Origin of the sequence: Streptomyces katrae (assembly GCF_002028425.1) — a bacterium.
Classification (GTDB): Bacteria; Actinomycetota; Actinomycetes; order Streptomycetales; family Streptomycetaceae; genus Streptomyces; species Streptomyces katrae_A.
Window position 1 is genome coordinate 108,117 of the sequence record NZ_CP020043.1, and the last position, 21,487, is coordinate 129,603.

Consider the following 21,487-nt stretch of genomic DNA (forward strand, 5'->3'; position numbering starts at 1 on the left):
TTACCGGTGGGATTCGATGTAGGCGGAGATCGACGCGATCGTCGGGTTGAGGAACATCTGGTCCATGGGGACCTCCGCGCCGAGTTCCTCGATGTAGGCGCCCTGGATCTTGGTCATGATCAGGGACTGGCCGCCCAGGGCGAAGAAGTCGTCGTCGGGCCCTATGTCGTCGCGCTCGAACTCCCGGCACCAGATGGCGCGGACACCGTCGGCAATCATCACTGTCCTCTCGCTATCGCGTCGGCGAGCGCCGCGCGGTCCACTTTTCCGTGCGGGCTGAGCGGGATCCGCGCGATGTTCGTGAACCTGGCGGGCACCATGTTCCGCGGCAGGTCCTCCAGGAGGCGGGCCCGCAGGTCGTCCTCGGCGAGGTCGGGACCCGCCGGGACGACGAACGCGGACAGCTCGGCCTCGCCGGCGGCGGTGCGGGTGACCGCCACGGCGGCCTCGCGGACCCCGGCGAGCCGGCCGAGGGCGCGTTCGACGTCGGCGGGGTCGATGCGCATGCCGCGCACCTTCACCTGTGCGTCGATCCGGCCGAGGACGACGAGGTCCCCGTCGGCGTTCACGCGGCCGCGGTCGCCCGTGCGGTACAGGCGCAGCGGCTTCCCGTCGGCCTCGACCGTCGTGAACTTCGCGTTCTCGGGTCCGGCGCCGCCGAGGTAGCCGGCGCCGACGCCGGTCCCGGAGATGCAGATCTCGCCCTGCTCCCCCGGCGCGACCGGGCGCAGCCCCTCGTCGAGGAGGTGGATGCCGGTGTTGTACGCCGGGCGGCCGACCGGGGCGGCCGCGTCCGCGCCGGGCCGGTGCCCGGCGAGGTCGTAGGAGGTCGCGACGTCCGTGCACTCGGCGACCCCGTACTGGTGCAGCAGGGTGCAGGTGTTGCCCTCGCGGCGGGCCCAGTCGGTGAGCCGTTCGGCCTTGAGGGCCTCGCCGCCGAAGAGCACGTAGTCGAGCCGGGTCAGCGCGTCGCCGCCGCGGGCGGTCTCCCAGTCCACCAGCAGGTACAGCGTGCTGGAGGCGCAGTGGACGGTGCGGATGTCGTGCTCGCCCAGCATGCGGTAGGCGAGCATGGGGTCGAAGTTGCGGCTCGCGGTGAAGTACTGGGTGGCGCCGCAGAACAGCGGGGTCATCAGGGCGCGCTGGGAGAGGTCGAACCCGAAGGCGCTGACGACCAGGTTGTGCGAGCCCTGGTGCAGGCCGTACTCGAGCTGCAGCCAGTTCATCAGGTTGAACCAGCCCTCGTGCTGCACGGCGGTCAGCTTGGGCGTGCCCGTCGAGCCGGAGGTGAAGACCGCGTAGCACAGGTCGTCGCCGGTGACCTCGGCGGCGGGGGCGGTCGCGGGGAGCGCCCCCAGCCGCTCGGACAGCTCCTCGAAGCCGGTGACCTCGACGGGCGCCGGCCCGATCAGTCCGGCCGTCGCCGGGGAGGCGACGATCAGGGCGAGGCCGGGGACCTGGTCCAGCAGCAGCCGGAGCCTGGCGGGCGGGTAGGCCGGGTCGAAGGGGACGTAGGCCGCGCCCGCCTTGAGCGTGCCGAGGACGGCCACGAGCAGGTCGGCCGAGTAGTCGAGGCACACGCCGACCTTCGCGCCCCGCCCCACTCCGCGCGCGGCGAGGTGGTGCGCGAACCGGTTCGCCCGCGCGTCCAGCTCCGCGTAGGTCGTCCGTTCGCCGGCCCGGAAGACGGCGACGGCGTCGGGGGTGGCCCGCGCGTGCTCCTCGAACCGTCGGTGCACGACGGGGTTCGGGGGCAGGGCGACCCGCTTTCCCTGAAGGATCATCAACTGGCTCCGGTGTGAGGGGTGTCCGGCGGGACGGGCCGCCGGCGCACCACGGACGGGACCTGCCCGGCGCGCGTGCGGGCGGTCCGCTCCGCTAGGCGGACTTGAGGTCGGCGGTCTTCCGGTCGGCGCTCTCCAGCAGCCGGGTCACCCACTTGTCCACGGGCAGGCCGTGTGCGGCGGCCGCCCGGGAGAGGTGTTCGAGCTGGTCGGCGGAGAGCTCGATGGTGAGCTTCGTGACCTGCGGGCAGCGCTGCCCCACGGCCGCCGGGCCGGCCGGCCGGGCCGCCCCGGGCGGCGCGTCACCCCCGCCCGCGGGGAGGCCGGCCGTGCCGTTCTGCGCGGCGAGGCCCGCGCGGACCGACCGGCGCAGCTCGTTGCGCGACCACTTCTGCTGTTCGGCCCGGCGCAGCCAGTAGTCCTGCTCCGGCGGGGAGAGGCGGGCCACCTCGGCGTGGTGGGCGAAGCTGAGGCCGTCGCGCCTGCGGTGGTGGTCGAACCGCCGCGCCACCCACGCGTAGTTGCGCAGGGTCTGGTAGTCGAGCCCGGTGCGCTCGATCGCCTCCTTGTAGCGCCGCCACCCGTAGGTGGCCTCGCCGAAGCGGAGCCAGTCGGCCAGCCACCAGGCCGAGGAGTTCCCGAGCTCGCGCAGGTTGGTCCCGATCTGCTCCCAGGACCGCTCCGGCAGGTTCGCCGGGAGGATCATCCCGGTCTTGCGCACTTCGGCCTGTGGTCCCGCGAAGGACAGGACCACATCGCCTTGGGCGGGCCCGCCGCCGTGGCCCGCAGGGCGGGCACGGTAGCTGCCCGTGGTTCTCGCAGCGCCGCTCACGATCTTCATCCCCCAACTCAGAGTGTGTGCCCGGGCGCCGGTGTCTCAGTCCGCCGCCATGGCCTCGCGCAGGCTGCGGGGGCGCAGGTCGGTCCAGTTGCGTTCGACGTACTCCAGGCACGCGGCCCGGTCGGCCTCGCCGAAGACGACGCGCCAGCCCGCGGGCACGTCGGCGAAGACCGGCCACAGGGAGTGCTGGTCCTCGTCGTTGACCAGGACGTGGAAGCGACCGTCCCCGTCGTCGAAGGGGTTCGTGCTCACGTGACACTTCCTTAACTGTCATGGGGTGACTAGGGAAGAAAGACCGTCAGGCCGAAGGTGCGGGAGGGCGCGCGCCGGATGCGCCGGTCGGCGTCGTTCTGGAGGGCGCCCGGAGCTCCGGATCGAGCGGTGGGTGCGGCGTACTGGCCGTGCGGGCGGGACCGCGGATGCCGTTCGGGCCGGGCAGCCCGCGGTGCCGGTCCGACTCGGCGCCCACTGTAGCCACCGCCCTTTTGAGACACGGTCGAGTCCCGCTCGGGAGGGCGGGCGCAGGCTTTCGCGGGGCGCCCGGCGCGCGCCGCCTGAGGATCGTTGGAGAGCCGCCACACCTGCGGCACAGGCCACCTGATGTGCGCACCCCGCCGACCGGGCGCAGCCCTATGGTGCGGGGGTGCGCAGCCCGACCGAGGGAGAGAGATGGACAGCACACGTCCTGCCTTGCGCTTGTTCGTCCTGCACCACGCGGGCGGATCCCATCTGCCGTACCGCCGCTGGCCCGCCGGACTGCCGGACTCCTGGGACGTGCGGCTGCTGGACGCCCCGGGCCACGGCTTCCTCCTCGACCTTGCGCCGCTGGACGACGCGGGCCGCCTCGCCGACTTCCTGCTGGAGCACATCGAGTCCGAACTCACGTGCCCGTATGCCCTTTTCGGCCACAGTATGGGTGCTCTCGTCGCGTACGAGATGACCCGCCGGGCCGCCGGGCGGGGCCTGCCGCTGCCCGTGTGGGTCGGGGTCTCGGCGCGGACCGCGCCGCAGCCCGCCGGTCCGCCGGAGCCGTACCACGAGCTGCCCGACGCCGAGCTGCGGACCCGGCTGAACCTGCTGGGCGGCACGCCCGACGGGATCTTCGACGACCCCGACCTGTGGGCGGTGTTCGAGCCGGTCATCCGGGCCGACCTGCGCCTGGTGGAGGAGTGGCGTCCCGATCCCGGGGCGGACCCGCTGCCGGTGGCGCTCTCGGCCTACGCCGGCGCGGGCGACGCGCACGCCTCGCCGGCGCGGATGGCCGGCTGGGGGGCGTACACCGAGCGCTTCCTGGGCCTGCGGGTCCTGGACGGCGGCCACTTCTACTTCCAGGACGATCCGCGGCCGCTGCTGCGGCGGATCGAACGGGACGCGACCGCCGCGCTGGACGCGGCGGGCGCGGCGCGCTCCTCCTGACCCTTGCGTTGCCCGCCCGTGCGAGGAGAAGACATGCAGTTCCGCATTCTCGGTCTGGTGGAGGTCCGGGACGAAGAGGCCGGCCTGCACCTCCTGCCCACGGGCGCCAAACAGCGCGCGCTGCTGGGGGCGCTGGTGGTGAAGGCCGGGCACCACGTCTCCGTGCGGCAGCTCATCGACGAGCTGTGGGGCGAAGAGCCGCCCGTCAACGCGGAGAACGCGCTCCAGGTGCACGTGGCCCGGCTGCGCCGGCTGCTGTCCGGCCCGGAGGGCGGGCGGGAGGGCCGCCCGGACGCCGACCGGGGGGCGCGGCAGCCGTGGATCGTGACGACCTCGCGGGGTTACACCCTGCGGCAGGGCCCCGTGGAGACGGACGCGGCGTGCTTCCAGCAGCTCACCGACACCGCCCGGCGGATCCTGCACGAGGACCCGGGGCGGGCCGGTGAGCTGCTGCGCCGGGCCCTGTCGCTGTGGCGCGGCCCCGCCCTGGAGGGCAGCGTGCTCGGTGACATCTGCGCGGGGCGGGCGGCGCAGCTGGAGGAGCACCGGCTGACCGCGCTGGAGATGATGTACGACGCCTACCTGCGCACCGGGCGGCACGGCGAGATCACCGGCGAGCTGATGGTGCTCACCACCGACCACCCCATGCGGGAGCGGTTCTACGACCTGCTGATGGTCGCCTTCTACCGGTGCGGCCGGCAGGCGGAGGCGCTGCGCGTGTACGAGCGGGCCCGCCACCGGATGGTGCACGACCTCGGGGTCGAGCCGGGCCCGGCCCTGCGCCGCCTGATGCAGGCGATCCTCCAGCACGACCCGGCCCTCGGCCCGGAGGCCCGCTCCCTGCCGTCCGGCCCGCCGCCGGCGGTCGCGCCGGTGCCCGTGGGGGCGGCCTCGACGGCCGGGGACGCGGCGCTGCCGCTGATGGAGGAGATCGCCCGGCTGCAGGACCGCATCGAGCGGCTACAGCGGGAGCAGCGTCAACTGCTGTGCCGGTTCGAGGAGTTGACCGGAGGGACGCTGCCGCGGGCGACGGCCTGAGGGCAGTACTCGGCGGTGACGACGGGGAGGATGGTCTCCGCGCCCCAGTTGGCGTTGTAGTTGAACGTCAGCTGGTGGCGGGCGTCCTCGGTGAAGGCGGCCAGGGAGATCCAGCCCAGCGCGCCGCCGTCGTGGTACCAGAGGGTGGTGCCGCAGCCCAGGGTGAGCCGTTCGATGCCCAGTCCGTAGGACGCGCCCGGGAAGTCGGGGTTGTCGACGGTGGTCTTCATCTCCTTCAGCTGCTGCGGGGGCAGCAGGCGGCCGCGCATGAGGGCTTCGTAGAACCGGTTCAGATCGGCCGTGCTGGAGATGATGTCGCCGTTGCCCCAGCTCTGCGAGGGGTTCGCCTCGGTGACGTCGTCGATCCGCTCGGGCCGGTCGGCGAAGAGCCGGGAGTAGCCGCGGGCGCTGGGCCGGGGCAGGAGGGAGTTCGTGCCGGGGTTGGAGGTCGCCTTGAGGTCCAGGGGCTCGATGATGCGCCTGCCCACCTCCGCCGCGTAGGGCCGGCCGGCGGCCTTCTCCAGGACGAGCGCGGCCAGCACGTCGTTGGTGTTGGAGTACCAGTGGCGGGCGCCGGGCCGGAAGGGCGGTTCGTGGGAGAGGGCCACCTTCACGCGCTGCTCGGGCGTCAGGGTGTCGTAGCGGTGCTGGAGGAAGCCGTCGCCGCTGAGGTAGGTCGCGGCGTACTGCGCGTCGGCGAGGAAGTCGTAGAGGCCGCTGGTGTGGTTCAGGAGCTGGCGTACGGTGATGGCCCGGCCGTCGTTGCCGTTGCCCGTCACCAGGCCGGGCAGGAACCGTTCCACGCTGTCGTCGAGGCTCAGCTTCCCCTCCGCCTCCATCTGGAGGAGGGCGGTGGCGACGAAGGTGTTGGTGATGCCGCCGATACGGAACCGGTCGTTCTTGCCGCGCGGCGCCCCCGTCTGCCGGTCGCCCACGCCCGCCGCCGTCTTCCACACTCCCCCGGCGTCGCGCGCCTCGGCGGCGATGCCGGGGACTCCGGCGGCGACGGCCGCCTCGATCGCGCGCTGCGTCGCCTGGTGGCCGGCCGCCGGGGGAGCCTCGTCCCGCGCCGCGGCGGACCCGGTGAAGGCGGTGGCCAGCAGGGCGGCCGCCGCCAGTGCGACCACCGCGGCTCTCGGTCTTCTCCGCATCGTCTTGCCCCTCTCGTGGTTGTCGTCCGTGAAATCCGTGGAACCCCCGGGCCCTGGAACCCGTGGAATCCGTGAAACCCCTGGCATCCGTGCGGTTCGAACGCTGCTCCGGCAACGCTCCAGCCCGCCCCGCAACAGTTCTGGCCGGTTGTGTACGCCCCTTCTCCTGGAGGCACGATGGCACCACAGGCCGGTCACACCGCTGCGTCGCACGGCAGTCCCGCGGCCCCTCCCCCACAACCCCCGTCCTGGCAGCCGCACACGACCGGAGCCGCGCCGCGCCGGGCCCAGGTGCTCACGACCAAGGTCGGCCTCCAGATACCGGCCGGGATCGGCTACGACGAGTGGGAGCGGGCCGGGCACCAGCTCGTGGGTGTCCTCGACTCCTCCTGCTGGTGGCTGGGCGACTGGCTGAAGTACGGCAAGGACCACTACACCGACCGCTACCAGCGCGGGATCCGCGCCGCCGGCCTCTCCTACCAGACCCTGCGCAACTACGCGTGGGTCTCCAGACGCTTCGACCTCTCCCGCCGCCGGCCCGCCCTGAGCTTCCAGCACCACGCCGAGCTGGCCTCCCTGCCGGCCGGGGAGCAGGAACTCTGGCTCGACCGGGCCGAGCAGCGGCAGTGGACCACCAAGCAGCTGCGCGGCGCGCTGCGCGCCACCCGCCAGGGCGGGCAGCCGCCCCGTACTTCCGCCGAGCCGAGCCGCCGGCTGGAGGTCCCCGGCAGCCGCGTGCAGTGGTGGCACAAGGCCGCGCAGCAGCAGGGCGTGGACTTCGAGCAGTGGGTGATGGCCACCCTGGACAGCGCCGCCGCGAGCGCCCTGGAGGAACGGGCGGACCGGGAGGAGCACAAGGAGGCCGTCAGCGCCTGAGGCCCCGGCGCGGCCCGGCGGCGCCCCGGGGCGGCCGGCTCGTCAGGGCAGCCGGCTCATCAGGCCCGCGGTCTCGCGCTTGTACGCGCACCCGCTCTGCCCGAACGACTCGCGCACCCGCTCGCGCACCTCGTCCGGCTGCTCCTGGCTGAGCTTGAACATGCCCTCGGCTCCGGTCACCGTGAACCGGAAGGCCCCCACGTCGGGCACGATCTTCCTGAAGTAGTCGAGCGAGCCGGTCATGTCCCAGCCGTCGCCGAACGTCCCCTCGAAGGCGCGCACGGTGGACTGCACCACCTCCAGCGTCTCCTCGATCGATTCGATCTTCTCGACCACGCCCCGGACGTGCACCGAGGTGAAGTTCCAGGTCGGAGCGGCCGGGGTCTTGGCGTAGACCGTGGGCGAGACGTAGGAGTGCGGGCCGGTGAAGGTCAGCAGCAGGACACCGCCCGTCTCCAGGGCCGCCCAGTGCGGGTTGGCCCGGTTCATGTGTCCGAGCAGCAGGGCGCCCGGAAGAAGCCCGCCGGGCCGGTCGCCGGAGGTCGCGGGATCGAAGATGACCGGGAGGTGGGTGGCGAACGGACCGTCCTCGGGGCTGCCGTTGGCCACCGCGAGCGCCATGGGATTGCCCCGGACCAGGTCCACCATCCACGAACCGTCCGGTTCACGGTAAAAGCTCGGCACGAACACCCGGATTCACCCTTTCGGCAATTGGCTTCTGAAATCCCGGCCGACCATACCGGCGTCCCGTCGACAGGACAACGATTTCGGCCACGGGGCATACGGACAAGCCGTCGAACGGCTTTCAGGCACTCTTCGAGTTGCCTCGGCGCGCTCTCCGGGCAACACTTCAGAACGGTCTCTCGGGCCACCGGCCGAGTTTTCCAGACGCAAGGGGGAGAATTTCCTATGGGCATAACGGGCAGGCGCGACCAAGAGATCCAAGAGATCCTCGACGTGGTCGGCATCGGGTTCGGCCCGTCGAACATGTCGCTCGCCATCGCCTTGAAGGAGCACGGGGCGAGCGCCCCGCAGCATCCGGTCAGGTCCCACTTCTTCGAGCGGCAGCCCACGTTCGGCTGGCACCGGAACATGCTGCTGCCGTCGGCGACCATGCAGATCTCGTTCCTCAAGGACCTGGCGACCTTCAGGAACCCGGTGTCCCGGTTCAGCTTCGTCTCGTACCTGCACGCCTCGAACCGGCTGGTGCAGTTCGTGAACAACCAGAGCTTCATCCCGACCCGGCAGGAGTTCCACCAGTACCTGGAGTGGGCGGCCGCCGGCCTGAGCGACCAGGTCACCTACGGCTGCGAGGTCACCGCGATCCGCCCCGTCACCGGCGCCGGGCTGCGGGCCCCCGACCTGCTGGAGGTCGAGGTGCGCTCCGGCGACGGCGCGAGCCGGGTGGTCCTGGCCCGCAACGTGGTCGTCTCCACGGGGCTGGTGCCGCGCCTGCCGGAGGGCGTGACGGCCGGGGAACGGGTGTGGCACAGCTCGGAGTTCCTGACCCGGTTCAACGCCCAGGACCGGGCCTCCCTCAAGAGCGTGGCGGTGGTCGGCGCCGGGCAGAGCGCGGCCGAGGTCACCCGGTTCTTCCACGACTCGCTGCCCCATGCCCGGGTGACGGCGGTCATCCCGTCCTACGGCTACTCCGTGGCCGACGACACCCCCTTCGCCAACCAGGTGTTCGACCCGGACACGGTGGACGAGTACTACTTCGGCACCGAGGGGGCGCGGGACGCGTTCTGGCGCTACCACCGCAACACGAACTACTCGGTGGTCGACGCCGACGTCATCCGGTCCCTCTACCAGCGCCAGTACGACGAGCAGGTGAGCGGCGTCCAGCGGCTGCACTTCCGCAACCTCACCCGGGTCGACTCGGTGGCGGGCTCCGACAGCGGGGCGCGGGTGGTGCTGCGCTCGCTGCTGGACGACCGGAGGGAGGAGCTGGCGGTCGACGCGCTGGTGTTCGCCAGCGGCTACGACGGCCTGGACCCGGCCCGGCTGCTCGGCGAGGAGTTCGACCGGCACTTCCAGCGGGACGCGGCGGGCCGCCACCGGGTGGAGCGCGACTACCGCCTGGTCGCCACCTCGGGGCTGACCTGCGGGGTCTACCTCCAGGGCGGCACCGAGCACAGCCACGGCCTGACGTCGGCCCTCCTGTCGAACATCGCGATCCGCAGCGGCGAGATCGCCGACTCGATCGTGCTGCGGCGCACCCAGCGGGAGCTGGGGCGCCACGCGGAGGAGGCACCCTCGGCCGCCTGAGGCGGCGACGCCGGGACGGGGCCGGGGTGCCGATGGGCCCGGGGTGCCGGTGGGCCCGGGGTGCCGGTGGGCCCGGGGTGCCGGTGGGCCCGGGGTGCCGGTGGGCCCGGGGTGCCGGTGGGCCCGGGGTGCCGGTGGGCCCGGGGTGCCGGGGCGGCCCCGAGAGCCGCGGAGGCGACCGCCCCGGGCCCGGGCCCGCCCCGCGCGGTCAGGCCGCGCCGGCGTCCATGGCCTCGCGCAGGCTCCGCGGCCGCAGGTCGCTCCAGTGCTCCTCCACGTAGGCGAGGCACCGCTCACGGCTCTCCTCGCCGAACACGACCCGCCAGCCGGCGGGCACTTCGGCGAACGAGGGCCACAGCGCATGCTGGAGCTCGTCGTTCACCACCACGTGGAACCGGCCCTCGGCATCGTCGAACGGGTTACTGCCCATCATTCCACTCCAATTCAAGCCGCCCACGATCCGCCGGTGAATACGGCGGATCTCCGTCCTTTTCTCCGGCGGGGTGGTGCGGGGAAATTCCGCCGGTCCCGATCATGGCATCACCGGCGAATTCTGTGGAGCCTCCCCGGCCCATTTTCAGTTCCTGCCGCCGACGGCGCGCAGCATGCGGTGGTCGGAGACCGCCGGGTCGAGCGGCAGGACCTCGGCCCCGCGGGAGGTGAGGTCCGGGTAGCCGAAGAACACGTAGTCGATCTTCTTCGCGCCGAAGGTGGGGTGCTCCGCGGCGTCGGCCTCGACGTAGCCGCCGGAGTAGAAGGGGTCCGTGGAGGGCGTGCGGGGCGAGTGGTTGAAGTCGCCCGCCAGGAGGACGGGCAGGCCCTGTTCCCGCCAGGCCCCGGCCTGCGCGGCGAGCCGGCGCGCCTCGGGGGCGGCGCGGGTGCCGTCGTCCCAGTAGAGGTGCACGGAGCAGGCCCAGTTGGCGAGGCCGTGCAGGACGCCCCGGACGCAGGGCACCCGGATGGGCTCGGACTCGCCGCCGACGGTCAGGTCCAGGTCGGCCGTGGCGGTCACGGTGCCGCGTACCAGGACGGCGTTGCCGTAGGGGTGGCCGCCGCAGACCTTGGGCAGGCCGGAGAGGGTGGCGCCGTAGTGGCCGTGGAAGCCCTCGGGGGCCAGCCGGGCGAGGATCTCGTCGTACTGCGGTTCGCAGACCTCCTGGAGGAACAGCTGGTCGGCGTTCCATCCGGTGGCCGCCCCCTGGGCGACGACGCTGTCCAGGCGCGCGTCGTCGTCGTACGGGGCGGCGGCGCACATGTTGCCGCAGATGTTGTACGTGACCACGCGCAGCGGCGGCCCGGCCGCGGCGGCGTGGGCCGGGGCCACGGGGAGGGCCGGGGCGAGCAGGAGGAGGAAGAGGGCGGCGCGCAGGGTGCGCGGGCGGTGGCAGCGCATGGCGGGGCTCCCGGGGGCGGACTGCGGGCGAGCGGGGGCGGGGGCTGTGCTGTCAGTCACCGGTCAGGTCCCCGGCACCGGCGCGCTTACCCGCACCGGCGGGTGCGCGCCCCCGGCGCGGGGCGAACTGGCGTGCGCGGGGCGGGAGTCGGCGCGGGAGCCGCTGTCGCCGCGGCGGAGGCGTCGGGTAGCTTTCCGGGGGAACTGATCTCGATCCCATTGGGGCTGACGTGGTGGAGCTGGACGGGAGCGGGGCCGCGCCGCTGGAGGCGGAGGACCCGCGCCGGATCGGGGAGATCGCGCTGGCGGGGCGGCTCGGGGCAGGCGGCATGGGACGGGTGTTCCTCGGGGTCTCGGAGGGCCGGTACGTCGCGGTCAAGCAGCTGCTGGCCTCCGTCGTCGGCGAGGACGAGGACTTCGTGCGGCGGTTCGGGCACGAGCTGGACAACCTCGCCCGGCTGCCCGCCGAGGCCACCGCGCCGCTGCTCGCGAGCGACCGCACCGCGCGGCCCCCGTGGTTCGCCACCGCCTACGTACCCGGGCTCACCCTCCGCGAGGCCCTGGACGTGCACGGCGGCCCGCTGCCCGCGCCGTCGCTGTGGCGGCTGCTGCGGGAGGCGGCGGCGAGCCTGGCGCCGGTGCACGCGCTGGACATGGTGCACCGGGACCTCAAGCCGTCGAACGTGATGCTGACCCTCGACGGGCTCACCCTCATCGACTTCGGCGTCGCCCGGGCGGCCGAGCAGAGCCGGCTGACGCGCACCGGCATGGTCGTGGGCACGCCCGCGTACATGGCGCCCGAACAGGCCTCGGGGGCGCGGGGCCTGAGCGGTGCCACCGACGTGTTCGCGCTGGGGTCGGTCCTGGCGTACGCGGCGTGCGGGCGGCCGCCGTTCGGTGAGGAGTCCGGGCACGGGGTGCTGTACCGCATCGTGCACGAGGAGCCCGGGCTGGAGCCGCTGCGGGAGCTGGACGCGGAACTGGCCGAGCTGGTCGGGGCCTGTCTGGCCAAGGACCCCGGCGACCGGCCCGGCGCCGCCGAACTGCTGGAGCGGGCCTCCCGGCACGTCCCCGAGGGCGGTCCGCTGTGGCCGGAGGCGGTCACCGGGCGGCTGTCGGAGCGGGCCGCGTTCGCGGAGCGGGTGCAGGAGGTCGACGTGCCGACCCTCCCGCTCGGCGGGAAGGGGCCCGGGACGCCGGAGCCGGAACCGGAGCCGAAGGCGAAACCGGAGCCGGAACCGGCGCAGGCGGAACCGGCGCAGGCGGAACCGGTGCAGGCGGCCGGGAGCGGTGGCGGTGAGCCGGCCCGGCGCGGGCGGCGCGCCCGGGTGCTCCTCGCCGTCGTTCCGGTGGTCGTGGTCGCGAGCGGGACGACGCTGGCCATCCAGAACCTGCCGTTCGCCTCCGCCCCGCCGTCGAAGGCGGAGGCCGGGGCCGCGCCCCAGGGGAGCGGGGCGGCGTCCGTCCCCGCTCCGGGCGGCCCCTCGGCCCCGGCGTCGGCCTCCGCCTCCGCTCCGGCCCCGGGCGCCACCCCGTCGGGTCCGCCGTCGCCGGGCGCGCCGTCCCCGGGCGGGCAGGCCCCCGGGGGTACCGGGCAGGGCGCGGCGGGCGCGCCCCAGGGCGGAGGCCCGGGCCCCGCCCCCGGCACGGGACCCGGCACCGGCACCGGCCCGGCCCCCGGGACGGGGAACGCCGCGGGCGGTGCGAACCCCTCCGGCGGGGGCGGGTCCACACCGGCCCCACCGCCTCCGGCCACCGGGGCCGGGCGCTACCGCAACGGGAACAACGGCGAGTGCATCACCCAGGTCTTCGGCGCCTCGGACTCCGGCGACTGCGGGGACGGTTCCGCCCGGTGGGCCGTGCGGAGCAGGCCGGACGGCAGCTTCAAGCTCGTCAACGAGCAGAGCGGCCAGTGCCTGTACTCCAACGGCCCCAACCAGGCCGTCTTCGTGGGCGACTGCGCCCAAGACGTCGGCCGGCTGTGGCGGTCGGGGCCGGGCGGGACCCTGCGCGACTCCGCCGGCGCCTGCCTGGACCTGGGCTTCGGGGGCGGGCTGAACACGGCCTCGTGCGACGGGGACGCCTCACAGCGCTGGAGCCGCCAGTCCTGACGACACGCCGGGGCGGTCTTGCCGTGGCCGGAACATGCTGTCATGGCCACGTAAGATGACGGCCTGCACACCCCACTGCCCCGGCGCCCCCACCCGCCCCCGGGAGGTGGATGCGCGGGCCACCGATCTGGCGTTCGAAGGCTTCTGATACCTATTCAAGCCATGAACATGATCACTCGTCGGCAGGCGCTGGGGCTCGGCTCCGGCGTGGCCGCAGCCATCGGACTGGCCGCCTGCTCGTCCAAGCCGTCCCCCGCCCCGGCGGCCGGGGCCTCCGGCGCCCCGGGGGCGGCGGGCCCGTCCGGAGCGCCCGTCTCCCTGCCCACCGGCACCATCGACGAGACCTACCAGGGCCACCGCATCCAGATCAGCGTGGGCCCGGGCCACCACGGCATGCCGATGCCCACCGTCAAGATCGACGGCAACGACCTGCACGTCATGCCCAACGCCGACGGCAGCTGGGTCACGGTCGTCAACCACTACGAGTCCTTCCCGGACCCCATATCCGCCGCCCGCGCCGCCGTACGCGAACTCCAGGGCGCCGACCTCGTCCCGTTCACCGCCAAGGAAGCCAAGCTGTGACCGTCCGCAAGAACCAGGCCACCCTCACCCCGGACGAGAAGCGCGCCTTCGTCAACGCGGTCCTCGAACTGAAGCGGACCGGCGTCTACGACCGCTACGTCAACGCCCACAACTGGTACCTGCTGAACGACTCGGACTTCGGCGACCGGGTGGGCCACCGCTCCCCGTCGTTCCTGCCCTGGCACCGCCGGTTCCTGCTGGACTTCGAGGCCGCGCTCCAGCGGATCGACAAGAACGTCTCCCTCCCCTACTGGGACTGGACCGTGGACCGCACGGCCAACTCCTCCCTGTGGGCCTCGGACTTCATGGGCGGCACCAGCCGGGGGCGCGACGGCCAGGTGCTCGACGGCCCCTTCGGCGTCCAGAACGGCAAGTGGGTGCTGACGGTCGGCGTGGACCGCCGCACCTACCTGCGGCGTGGCCTCGGCTCGGGGACCCCGCAGCTGCCGACGCGCGCCGACGTGGACTCCGTGATCGCCATTCCCGTGTACGACACCGCGCCCTGGAACAGCGCCTCGGGCGGGTTCCGCAACGCCCTGGAGGGCTGGCGGGGCGTCAACCTCCACAACCGGGTGCACGTGTGGGTCGGCGGCCAGATGACCTCCGCCGCCTCCCCCAACGACCCGGTGTTCTGGCTGCACCACGCCTTCATCGACAAGCTGTGGGCCGAGTGGCAGGCGAAGAACCCGAAGTCGGGCTACCTGCCCGCCACCCGGACGGCGAACGTGGTGGACCTGCGCTCCGTCCTGAGCCCGTGGAACAACGTGACCCCGGCCGACATGCTCGACCACCACCGGTTCTACACCTTCGACACCGAGACCGGCGGACAGCAGCGCTACTAGAAGACTGATGAAGATGTTGGGTTCTGGCCCCGCCGCGTCAGCGGTGGGGCCAGACTCGTGTTGTGGTTCAAGGGGAGTGGGTCGGGGAGACGGTCGGACCTGATGTGTGGGCGACGTGCCGGGAGTTGATTCCGGCTGGGAGTGTGTTCGCGTTCCTGGCCGAGCACCGTGGCCGGTTGTTCCCCGCGGCGATGTTCGCGGACATGTATCCGTCGGCGAACGGGCGGCCGTCCATGCCGCCGCAGATTCTGGCCGCGGCGATCACATTGCAGGCCCTGCACGGCATGTCGGACTTCGAGACGGTCCAGGAACTGCGGTGTGACCTGCGGTGGAAGGCCGCGTGCGGGCTGGGACTGCATGACACCGCGTTCGACCCGTCGCTTCTGGCGTACTTCCGGCGCCGGCTGGCCCGCTCCACCAGCCCGAACCGGGCCTTCGAGGCCGTGCGGGAGGTCGTGAAGGCCACCGGTGTCCTCAGGGGCAAGCACCGGCGGGCACTGGACTCCACCGTGCTGGACGACGCGGTCGCCACCCAGGACACCGTCACCCAGATCATCGGCGCCATCCGGGTGGTGATCCGGGAAGTCCCCGGCGGCGCCGAGGCTGCCGCCGCGCAGTGCACCGCCCACGACTACACCGACCCGGGCAAACCCCGCATCACCTGGAACGATGCCCAGGCACGAGCCAACCTGGTCGACGCGCTCGTCGGCGACGCGGTCAGACTGCTCGGGCATCTGCCCGAGCAGGAACTGGGCGAGAAGGCAGCGAACGCGGTCGGCATCCTCGCGCTGGTCGCCGGGCAGGACGTGGAACCGGCCGAGGACTCCGACGGCCGTGACGGCCGCTGGCGCATCACCCAAGGGACCGCCCCGGACCGGATGATCTCCACCGTCGACCCCGAGTCCCGGCACATCCACAAGACCCGCTCCCATCAGCAGGACGGATACAAGGCCCACCTCGCCGTCGAGCCGGAGACCGGGTTATACACCGCCGTCGCCCTGCGGCCCGGGGCCGGGCCAGAGCACCACGAGGCAGCCGTCGGCCTTGAACTGCTGGCCGAGGAGGACACCCCGGTGGACGCCTTCGGTGACACCGCCTACTCCACCGGCGACGCCCGCCAGGCCCTCGAAGAGGCCGGACACCGGCTGTTCCTCAAACCCGCCCCGCTGCGGCCGGCCGTCCCAGACGGCTTCACCCTCGACGACTTCGCCATCGACACCTCGGCCGCCACCGTGACCTGCCCCCAAGGCCACACCGTCGGCCTGTCCGAGCCCGGCGGCCGCCACCACCAGCGCAGGGCCGTCTTCGGGAACGTGTGCACCCGATGCCCGCTGCGTGAGCAGTGCACCAAGGCCAAAGCCGGACGCGTCCTGACCATCCGCCCCCACCACGATCTCCAAGCCGCGGCCCGCCGCCAGGCCGCCACCGACCCCGCCTGGCAGGCCGACTACCGCCGCTGGCGGCCACCAGTCGAACGTGCCGTCGCCTGGCTCGTCCACCACGGCAACCGCCGACTCCGCTACCGGGGCACCATCAGCAACAACGCCTGGCTCCACACCCGAGCAGCCGCCCTCAACCTCCGCCGCCTGATCAACCTCGGACTCACTCACACAGGCGGCACCTGGCACCTCGCACCGGCCATCACATAACCAGAGGGGCCGCCCGGCCTACGGCCGGACGGCCCCTCAACAAGATCTTCATCAGTCTTCTAGGGCCTGTCTGACAATTCGCGCCGGATCAGGCCGGGTCGTTCGGTGCGTGCGATCGGCGTGCGGCCGGGACCCGGCGGGAATTGTCAGACAGGCCCTAGCGGCCCGAGCTCAGGGCTGGCGGCGGCTGCTACGCCGTGCGCAGGACGGTGCCGCGGCGTTCGAACTCCAGCAGGGTCTCCACGCCGGAGGCGGCCTCGGGGCCGAGTTCGCGTTCCAGGAGCCACAGGGCGGCGTCGATGCCGGAGCTGACGCCGCCCGCGCAGACGAGGTCGCCGTCGTCGACCACGCGGGCGTCGCGGACGTCGTGGCCGAGGTCGCGCAGGTCCTGCTTGGCCCGGACGTGGGTGGTGCAGGGGCGGCCGTCGAGCAGCCCGGCCGCGTGCAGGAGGAAGACGCCGGTGCACACGCCGACCAGGGTGAGGCCTGGCCGGACGGCCCGGCGCAGGCCCTGCGGGAGGGTGCCCTTGTCGATCTCGGCCCAGACCCCGGCGCCGTCGCGCTTGCGGTAGCCGCCGCCGAGGACGACGACCGCGTCGGCGGAGGAGGGGTCCCAGCGGCCCGGTACCTCGATCTGCGTGCCGAAGGAGGCGCGGACGCGGCCCGGGCGGCCGGTGGTGACCAGGGTGGGCACCACCGGCCGGCCGAGGGCCGCCGCGAGGGCGAACACCTCCAGGGGGCCGAAGAGGTCGAGTTCCTCGACGCCGTCGAAGGCGACGAGGTGGACGCGCAGGGGGCCGGGCGCGGGGGCGGGGCGCGCGGCCGCGGGCCTGGGGGCGGCGGCCGGTGCGGGGCTCGCCGTCGCCGGGGCCGCGGCGGTCCCGCCGGCCGCGAGGGCCGCGCCGCCGGTGAGGGTGGCCGCGAGCAGGTGCCGTCGGTCGAAGTCGGTCATGCCGAGGTGGTCGTGCGCGGGGGCCGGGGAGTTCCCGGATCCCCCGGTCAGCCGGTGCGGCGGTGGTCGGCGAGGACTTCCGCGGTGGTGCGGTGGGCGACGGCGGCGAGGGCGGGGTTGGTCTCGCGGTAGTAGTGCTCGGCGGTGAGGCCGAAGCAGAGCGCCCAGCCGCGGCCGCGGGCCCAGGTGGCCTCGTCCGCCCCGGCCGCCTCGCGGAAGGCCTCGCGGGTCCCGGCCGTCAGCAGGGTCCAGGCGGCCATCGTGTCGCAGGCGGGGTCTCCCGCGCCCACCCCGCCGAAATCGATGACGGCCCGCAGCCGGCCGCCCCGGGCCAGCAGGTTGCCCGGCAGGAGGTCGCCGTGCAGCCAGACGGGCGCGCCCTCCCACTGCGGGAGCCGCAGGGTCTCCTCCCAGAGGGCGGTGGCGGCGTCCGCGTCGTGGGTCCCGTCGGCGCCGAGGTCGCGGATGGCGGCGCGGACCGCCTCGTCGCGGGTGGCGACCGGGCCGCCGCGGAAGGACACCGGCGCTCCGGTCGCGTCCACGCCGCGCAGGGCCGCCACGAACCGGCCGAGTGCGACGGCGGTCTCGTGCGGGTCGGTGACGGGTTCGCCGAACAGGTCCGCGCCCTCCAGCCAGCGGTACACCGACCACGGGTACGGGAATCCCTCTGCGGCGACGCCCTGGCCCAGGGGCTCGGGCACCTCCAGCGGCAGGTGCGGCGCGAGGTGCGGCAGCCAGCGGTTCTCCTTGGCCACGTCGGCGGCGGCGCCCGGGATCCGGGGCAGCCGCACGGCCATGGTGTCGCCGAGCCGGTACATGGCGTTGTCCGTGCCGGCGGAGACGACCCTGGTCACGGGGAGGCCGGCCCACCGGGGGAACTGGGCGCGGATCAGCGCGCCGACCAGGGCCTCGTCCGTGTCGGCCTCGTCGGCGTGCATCTTCGCGCTGGTGGCCACGGGGCTCCTCGTAAACGGGTCTCGGCGCTGGGGTCGGCAGGAGCGTATGCGGCGCCGGAGGCGGCGGGCCACGCGTTTTCACGGCGCCGCGCCCGTGCGCCGGAGGAGCGGATCCTCCGGCGCACGGGCGCGGGCTTCGGTGCGGGTGCGGGTGCGGGGGCGGGGCTCAGGCCGAGTAGTCGTGCTCGGCCTCGGCCCGGTGGGCGGGGTGCGGGGCCGCCGGGCCGCCCTTCGCGACCTGGACGGAGTGCGTCCGGTTCAGCCGCTCGCCCTCGACGTCCATGTTCGGCAGCAGCCGGTCGAGCCAGCGAGGCAGCCACCAGGCGGACCGGCCGAGGAGGGCGAACAGGGCCGGGACCAGCGCCATGCGGACCACGAAGGCGTCGAAGAGGACGGCGGCGGCGAGGCTGAAGCCGACCATCTTCACGAAGTCGTTCGTCTCCAGGATGAAGCCGGAGAAGACGCTGGTCATGATGATCGCGGCGGCGCTGACGACCCGTCCGCCGTAGCGGAAGCCGGTGACCACGGCCTCGGTGGGCCGGGCCCCGTGGGCGTAGGCCTCCCGCATGCGGGTGACGAGGAAGACCTCGTAGTCCATCGCCAGGCCGAAGACCACACCGATCATGAAGATCGGCAGGGTGCTCATCACCGGGCCGGGCTGCTCGATGCCGAGGACGTCGGCGAGCCAGCCCCACTGGAAGACGGCCACGACCGCGCCGAGGGCGGCGGAGACCGACAGCAGGAAGCCGAGGGCCGCCTTGAGCGGGACGAGCAGCGAACGGAAGATCAGGACCAGGAGCAGGAAGGCGAGGCCGACGACCAGGCCCAGGTAGGGCAGCATCGCCTCGTCCAGGGTGCGGGAGAAGTCGATGAAGAGGGCGGTCTGGCCGGTGACCAGGATCTCGGCCCCGGTGTCCGCCTCGATGGCGCCCGCCATCCCCCGGATGGTGGTGACCAGTTCCTCGGTCCGGTGCTCGGTGGGCCCCGAGGACGGGACCACGTTGAGGACGGCGGTGTCTCCGGCGGCGTTGGGCGTCGCGGGGGTCACCGTGGCCACGCCCGGGACCTTCGCGAGTTCGGCGCCGGCCCGGCCGGCCGCGGCGGCCGCGTCCTTGGCCTGGACGGTGACCGTCAGCGGGCCGTTGAACCCGGGCCCGAAGGACTCGGACAGCATGTCGTAGGCCTTGCGCTGGGTGGTGTCCAGCGCCATGGTGCCCTCGCCGGGCAGGCCCAGCTGGAGGCTGGCGGCGGGGATCGCGAGGGCGCCGAGGCCGAGGACGCCGACGGCCAGGACCAGCAGGGGGCGGCGTACGACGAACTGCGCCCAGCGGGTGCCCAGGTTGGGCTTGGTGCGCGCGGCCAGCCGGTCGGCCCGGCGCTGGAGCCGTGCGGTGAGCGGCTTGCCCTGGATGGCCCTCCGCTCCAGGCGGGGCATGACCTTGACGGGGGCGAAGCCGAGGAGCGCGGGGACGAGCGTGACCGCGATGAGCACGGCGATGACGACGGTGCCGGCCGCGGTGAGGCCCATCTTCGTGAGCATCGGGACGTTGACGACGGCGAGTCCGGCGAGCGCGATGACGACGGTCAGGCCGGCGAAGACCACGGCCGAGCCGGCGGTGCCGACGGCGCGGCCGGCGGCGTCGGCACGGTCGCGGCCTTCCGAGACCTCGGCGCGGTAGCGGGAGATGATGAACAGGGCGTAGTCGATGCCGACCGCGAGGCCGATCATCATGGCCAGCGTGGAGGTGGTGGCGGACAGGCCGAGGGTGCTGCCGAGGGCGGTGACGGCGGCGCTGCCGACGGCCACGCCGATGACGGCGGTGAGCAGGGGCATGCCGGCGGCGACCAGGGAGCCGAAGGTGAGCAGCAGGACCACGGCGGAGACGAGGATGCCGATGCCCTCGGCGCCACCCATGGCGGCCTCGACCTTGACGGCGTCACCGCCGGCCTCGACGGTCAGGCCGTCGGCCCGGGACTTCTCCAGTACCGCGTCGAGGCCGTCGTGCGCCTCGTCGGTCAGCTTGAGGGCGGGGAGCTTGTACGCGGCCACGGCGTAGGCCGTGGTGCCGTCCTTGCTGACCGTGCCGGTCTTGAAGGGGTCGGAGGCCGAGACCACGCCGGGTGACTTGGCGAGCGCGGCGACGAGGCCTTCGACCTTGGCCTGCTGCGCGGGGTCGGAGAGCTTCTGCCCGGCGGGCGCGCGGACCACCACGCGGGCGGTGGCGCCGTCCGCGCTCGCGGCCGGGAACTTCTCCTTGAGCACGTCGAAGGCGCGCTGCGACTCCGTGCCCGGCATGGAGAAGGTGTCGGCGGGCGGCGGCGGGGCGGTGGAGGCGGCGAGGCCGACGGCGACGAGGACGGCGAGCCACAGCAGGGTCACCAGGCCCCGCCGCCGGAAGGCGAAGCGGCCCGTCTTGTAAAGGAAGGTGGCCATGGCGCAACAGACTCCCGTGAGTGCGGCGAGGAAGGGGACGAGCGGTCCCGTCGGGCACCAGGCCCGACCGATGGCGCCACTATGGCACATGATTGGCGCTATCGGGAGCCATAAAGGCGCAGCCTTCGACGCCAAGACTGCGCCACATGGCGCCAAAGGCCCGCGAATCCGGGCAGATGATTCCCCCGGTAACCCTGAAATACCCGTGGATCAAGAGGACTCCAGACAGGCGCCACCATGGCGCCACCGCCGCTCCACCACTGGGGACGGGGGAGCGGGCGTGAGCAGGGGTGAGCGGGCGGTGAGCGGGCGGTGAGCGGCTCCGGCGACCTTGTTCACATCGCCGGACCACACGGGTCCGGCCGGTACGAGGAGCAGGCCATGGGCACGCTGAACGGCAAGACGGCGCTGGTGACGGGCGGTTCGCGGGGAATCGGCCGGGCGGTGGCGCTGCGGCTGGCAGCCGAGGGGGCCCTGGTCGCCGTCCACTACGGCCGCGACGAGGAGGCGGCCGAGCAGACGGTGGCGCTGATCGAGGGGGCGGGCGGCCTCGCCTTCGCGGTCCGGGCCCGGTTCGGGGAGGAGGGGGCGGTGGACGCCCTGTTCGAGGGGCTGACCGCCGGGCTGGGCGGGTGCGGGCTCGACATCCTCGTCAACAACGCCGGCATCGGCTCGGGAAGCTCGATCGCCCAGGTCACCGAGGAGGAGTTCGCCCGGCTGCTGGCGGTCAACGTCACCACCCCGCTCTTCGTGATCCAGCGTGCGCTGCCGCTGCTGAACGACGGCGGGCGGATCGTCAACATGGGCTCGACGGCCAGCCGCTTCGCGGTCACCAGCCAGATCGGCTACACCGTCACGAAGGCGGCGCTGGAGGCACTGGCTCCCTCGCTGGCCAACGAGCTCGGCCGGCGCGGCATCACGGTGAACACCGTCGCGCCGGGCGCCGTCCGCACCGACATGACCGCCGGCTACACGGCCGTCCCGGAGGTGGTCGCCGCACTGGAGGGGATCACGGCGCTCGGGCGCCTGGGCGAGCCGGAGGACGTCGCCGACGTGGTGGGTTTCCTGGCGGGGCCGCAGGGGCGGTGGATGACCGGCCAGACCGTGGACGTCTCCGGGGGCACCTGGCTCGGCCCCCTGGGCTGATCAGGCCCGTCGGGCAGACCGTCGGCTGATCAACTGCCGTGGATAATC

20 protein-coding genes are annotated in these 21,487 nt (G+C 73.5%); 9 read left to right on the top strand and 11 right to left on the bottom strand.

Annotated elements, in window-relative coordinates:
* The 4 genes from B4U46_RS34725 to B4U46_RS34740 all read right to left on the bottom strand — a co-directional run bounded on the left by B4U46_RS34725 (position 1) and on the right by B4U46_RS34740 (position 2,877).
* Positions 1-219: an acyl carrier protein gene (locus tag B4U46_RS34725; RefSeq protein ID WP_079432241.1), complete on the bottom strand. Its 219-nt coding sequence runs from the start codon at positions 217-219 to the stop codon at positions 1-3.
* The gene (locus B4U46_RS34730; RefSeq protein ID WP_079432242.1) at positions 219-1,784 is read right to left on the bottom strand and encodes an amino acid adenylation domain-containing protein; all 1,566 of its coding nucleotides are present in this window, start codon (positions 1,782-1,784) and stop codon (positions 219-221) included. The genes B4U46_RS34725 and B4U46_RS34730 overlap by 1 nt, the downstream gene beginning before the upstream one ends.
* A 94-nt stretch (positions 1,785-1,878) precedes the next feature.
* Positions 1,879-2,625 (bottom strand): LmbU family transcriptional regulator, encoded by a 747-nt coding sequence (locus tag B4U46_RS34735; RefSeq protein WP_167747663.1) that lies wholly within the window; start codon positions 2,623-2,625, stop codon positions 1,879-1,881.
* Positions 2,626-2,661: 36 nt separating this feature from the next.
* Positions 2,662-2,877, bottom strand: coding sequence for an MbtH family protein (locus tag B4U46_RS34740; RefSeq protein ID WP_079432244.1), 216 nt, complete (start codon positions 2,875-2,877; stop codon positions 2,662-2,664).
* 438 nt (positions 2,878-3,315) lie between these two features.
* On the opposite strand from B4U46_RS34740, the gene B4U46_RS34745 reads away from it, so the two are divergent.
* Both B4U46_RS34745 and B4U46_RS34750 read left to right on the top strand, forming a co-directional pair.
* Positions 3,316-4,041, top strand: coding sequence for a thioesterase II family protein (locus tag B4U46_RS34745; protein WP_315974790.1), 726 nt, complete (start codon positions 3,316-3,318; stop codon positions 4,039-4,041).
* Between the two features lie 33 nt (positions 4,042-4,074).
* On the top strand, positions 4,075-5,079 hold the full coding sequence (locus B4U46_RS34750; RefSeq protein WP_079432246.1) for a BTAD domain-containing putative transcriptional regulator: 1,005 nt from the start codon (positions 4,075-4,077) through the stop codon (positions 5,077-5,079).
* Here the strand turns inward: B4U46_RS34750 and B4U46_RS34755 are convergent.
* A complete protein-coding gene (locus B4U46_RS34755) occupies positions 5,019-6,230 on the bottom strand; it encodes a serine hydrolase domain-containing protein (protein WP_079432247.1) in 1,212 nt (403 codons plus the stop codon). The genes B4U46_RS34750 and B4U46_RS34755 overlap by 61 nt on opposite strands.
* Positions 6,231-6,521: 291 nt before the next feature.
* Between B4U46_RS34755 and B4U46_RS34760 the strand changes: the two genes are divergently transcribed.
* The gene (locus B4U46_RS34760) at positions 6,522-7,106 is read left to right on the top strand and encodes an LmbU family transcriptional regulator (protein ID WP_079432248.1); all 585 of its coding nucleotides are present in this window, start codon (positions 6,522-6,524) and stop codon (positions 7,104-7,106) included.
* Between the two features lie 42 nt (positions 7,107-7,148).
* Here the strand turns inward: B4U46_RS34760 and B4U46_RS34765 are convergent, their stop codons facing one another.
* Entirely contained in the window at positions 7,149-7,796 is a 648-nt protein-coding gene (locus tag B4U46_RS34765) for an FMN-binding negative transcriptional regulator (protein WP_079432249.1), read from the bottom strand.
* Positions 7,797-8,015: 219 nt separating this feature from the next.
* Between B4U46_RS34765 and B4U46_RS34770 the strand changes: the two genes are divergently transcribed.
* Positions 8,016-9,374, top strand: a complete 1,359-nt coding sequence (locus B4U46_RS34770; protein ID WP_079432250.1) for a lysine N(6)-hydroxylase/L-ornithine N(5)-oxygenase family protein — start codon at positions 8,016-8,018, stop codon at positions 9,372-9,374.
* Between the two features lie 208 nt (positions 9,375-9,582).
* Here the strand turns inward: B4U46_RS34770 and B4U46_RS34775 are convergent, their stop codons facing one another.
* Positions 9,583-9,804, bottom strand: a complete 222-nt coding sequence (locus tag B4U46_RS34775; protein ID WP_079432393.1) for an MbtH family protein — start codon at positions 9,802-9,804, stop codon at positions 9,583-9,585.
* A 147-nt stretch (positions 9,805-9,951) separates the two neighbouring features.
* Positions 9,952-10,827 carry an endonuclease/exonuclease/phosphatase family protein gene (locus B4U46_RS34780; RefSeq protein WP_123996019.1) on the bottom strand — a complete coding sequence of 292 codons (876 nt, stop codon included), beginning with the start codon at positions 10,825-10,827 and terminating at the stop codon, positions 9,952-9,954.
* A gap of 170 nt (positions 10,828-10,997) precedes the next feature.
* On the opposite strand from B4U46_RS34780, the gene B4U46_RS34785 reads away from it, so the two are divergent.
* The 4 genes from B4U46_RS34785 to B4U46_RS34800 all read left to right on the top strand — a co-directional run bounded on the left by B4U46_RS34785 (position 10,998) and on the right by B4U46_RS34800 (position 15,951).
* Positions 10,998-12,878, top strand: a complete 1,881-nt coding sequence (locus tag B4U46_RS34785; protein ID WP_079432252.1) for a serine/threonine protein kinase — start codon at positions 10,998-11,000, stop codon at positions 12,876-12,878.
* 168 nt (positions 12,879-13,046) lie between these two features.
* Positions 13,047-13,460 carry an apotyrosinase chaperone MelC1 gene (gene melC1, locus B4U46_RS34790; RefSeq protein ID WP_311736965.1) on the top strand — a complete coding sequence of 138 codons (414 nt, stop codon included), beginning with the start codon at positions 13,047-13,049 and terminating at the stop codon, positions 13,458-13,460.
* Positions 13,457-14,302, top strand: coding sequence for a tyrosinase MelC2 (gene melC2 / locus B4U46_RS34795; protein ID WP_079432254.1), 846 nt, complete (start codon positions 13,457-13,459; stop codon positions 14,300-14,302). The genes melC1 and melC2 overlap by 4 nt, the downstream gene beginning before the upstream one ends.
* A 104-nt stretch (positions 14,303-14,406) precedes the next feature.
* On the top strand, positions 14,407-15,951 hold the full coding sequence (locus B4U46_RS34800) for an IS1182 family transposase (RefSeq protein ID WP_079423731.1): 1,545 nt from the start codon (positions 14,407-14,409) through the stop codon (positions 15,949-15,951).
* Positions 15,952-16,141: 190 nt separating this feature from the next.
* Here the strand turns inward: B4U46_RS34800 and B4U46_RS34805 are convergent, their stop codons facing one another.
* The 3 genes from B4U46_RS34805 to B4U46_RS34815 form a co-directional block, all read right to left on the bottom strand.
* Positions 16,142-16,903: a DJ-1/PfpI family protein gene (locus B4U46_RS34805; protein ID WP_079432255.1), complete on the bottom strand. Its 762-nt coding sequence runs from the start codon at positions 16,901-16,903 to the stop codon at positions 16,142-16,144.
* Positions 16,904-16,950: 47 nt separating this feature from the next.
* A complete protein-coding gene (locus tag B4U46_RS34810) occupies positions 16,951-17,859 on the bottom strand; it encodes an aminoglycoside phosphotransferase family protein (RefSeq protein WP_237293428.1) in 909 nt (302 codons plus the stop codon).
* A 166-nt stretch (positions 17,860-18,025) separates the two neighbouring features.
* On the bottom strand, positions 18,026-20,293 hold the full coding sequence (locus B4U46_RS34815; RefSeq protein WP_079432256.1) for an MMPL family transporter: 2,268 nt from the start codon (positions 20,291-20,293) through the stop codon (positions 18,026-18,028).
* Between the two features lie 381 nt (positions 20,294-20,674).
* Here B4U46_RS34815 and B4U46_RS34820 point away from each other — a divergent pair, with 381 nt between their 5' ends.
* Complete coding sequence (locus tag B4U46_RS34820; protein ID WP_079432257.1) at positions 20,675-21,439, top strand: SDR family NAD(P)-dependent oxidoreductase; 765 nt, start codon at positions 20,675-20,677, stop codon at positions 21,437-21,439.
* The last annotated feature ends 48 nt before the right edge of the window (positions 21,440-21,487 follow it).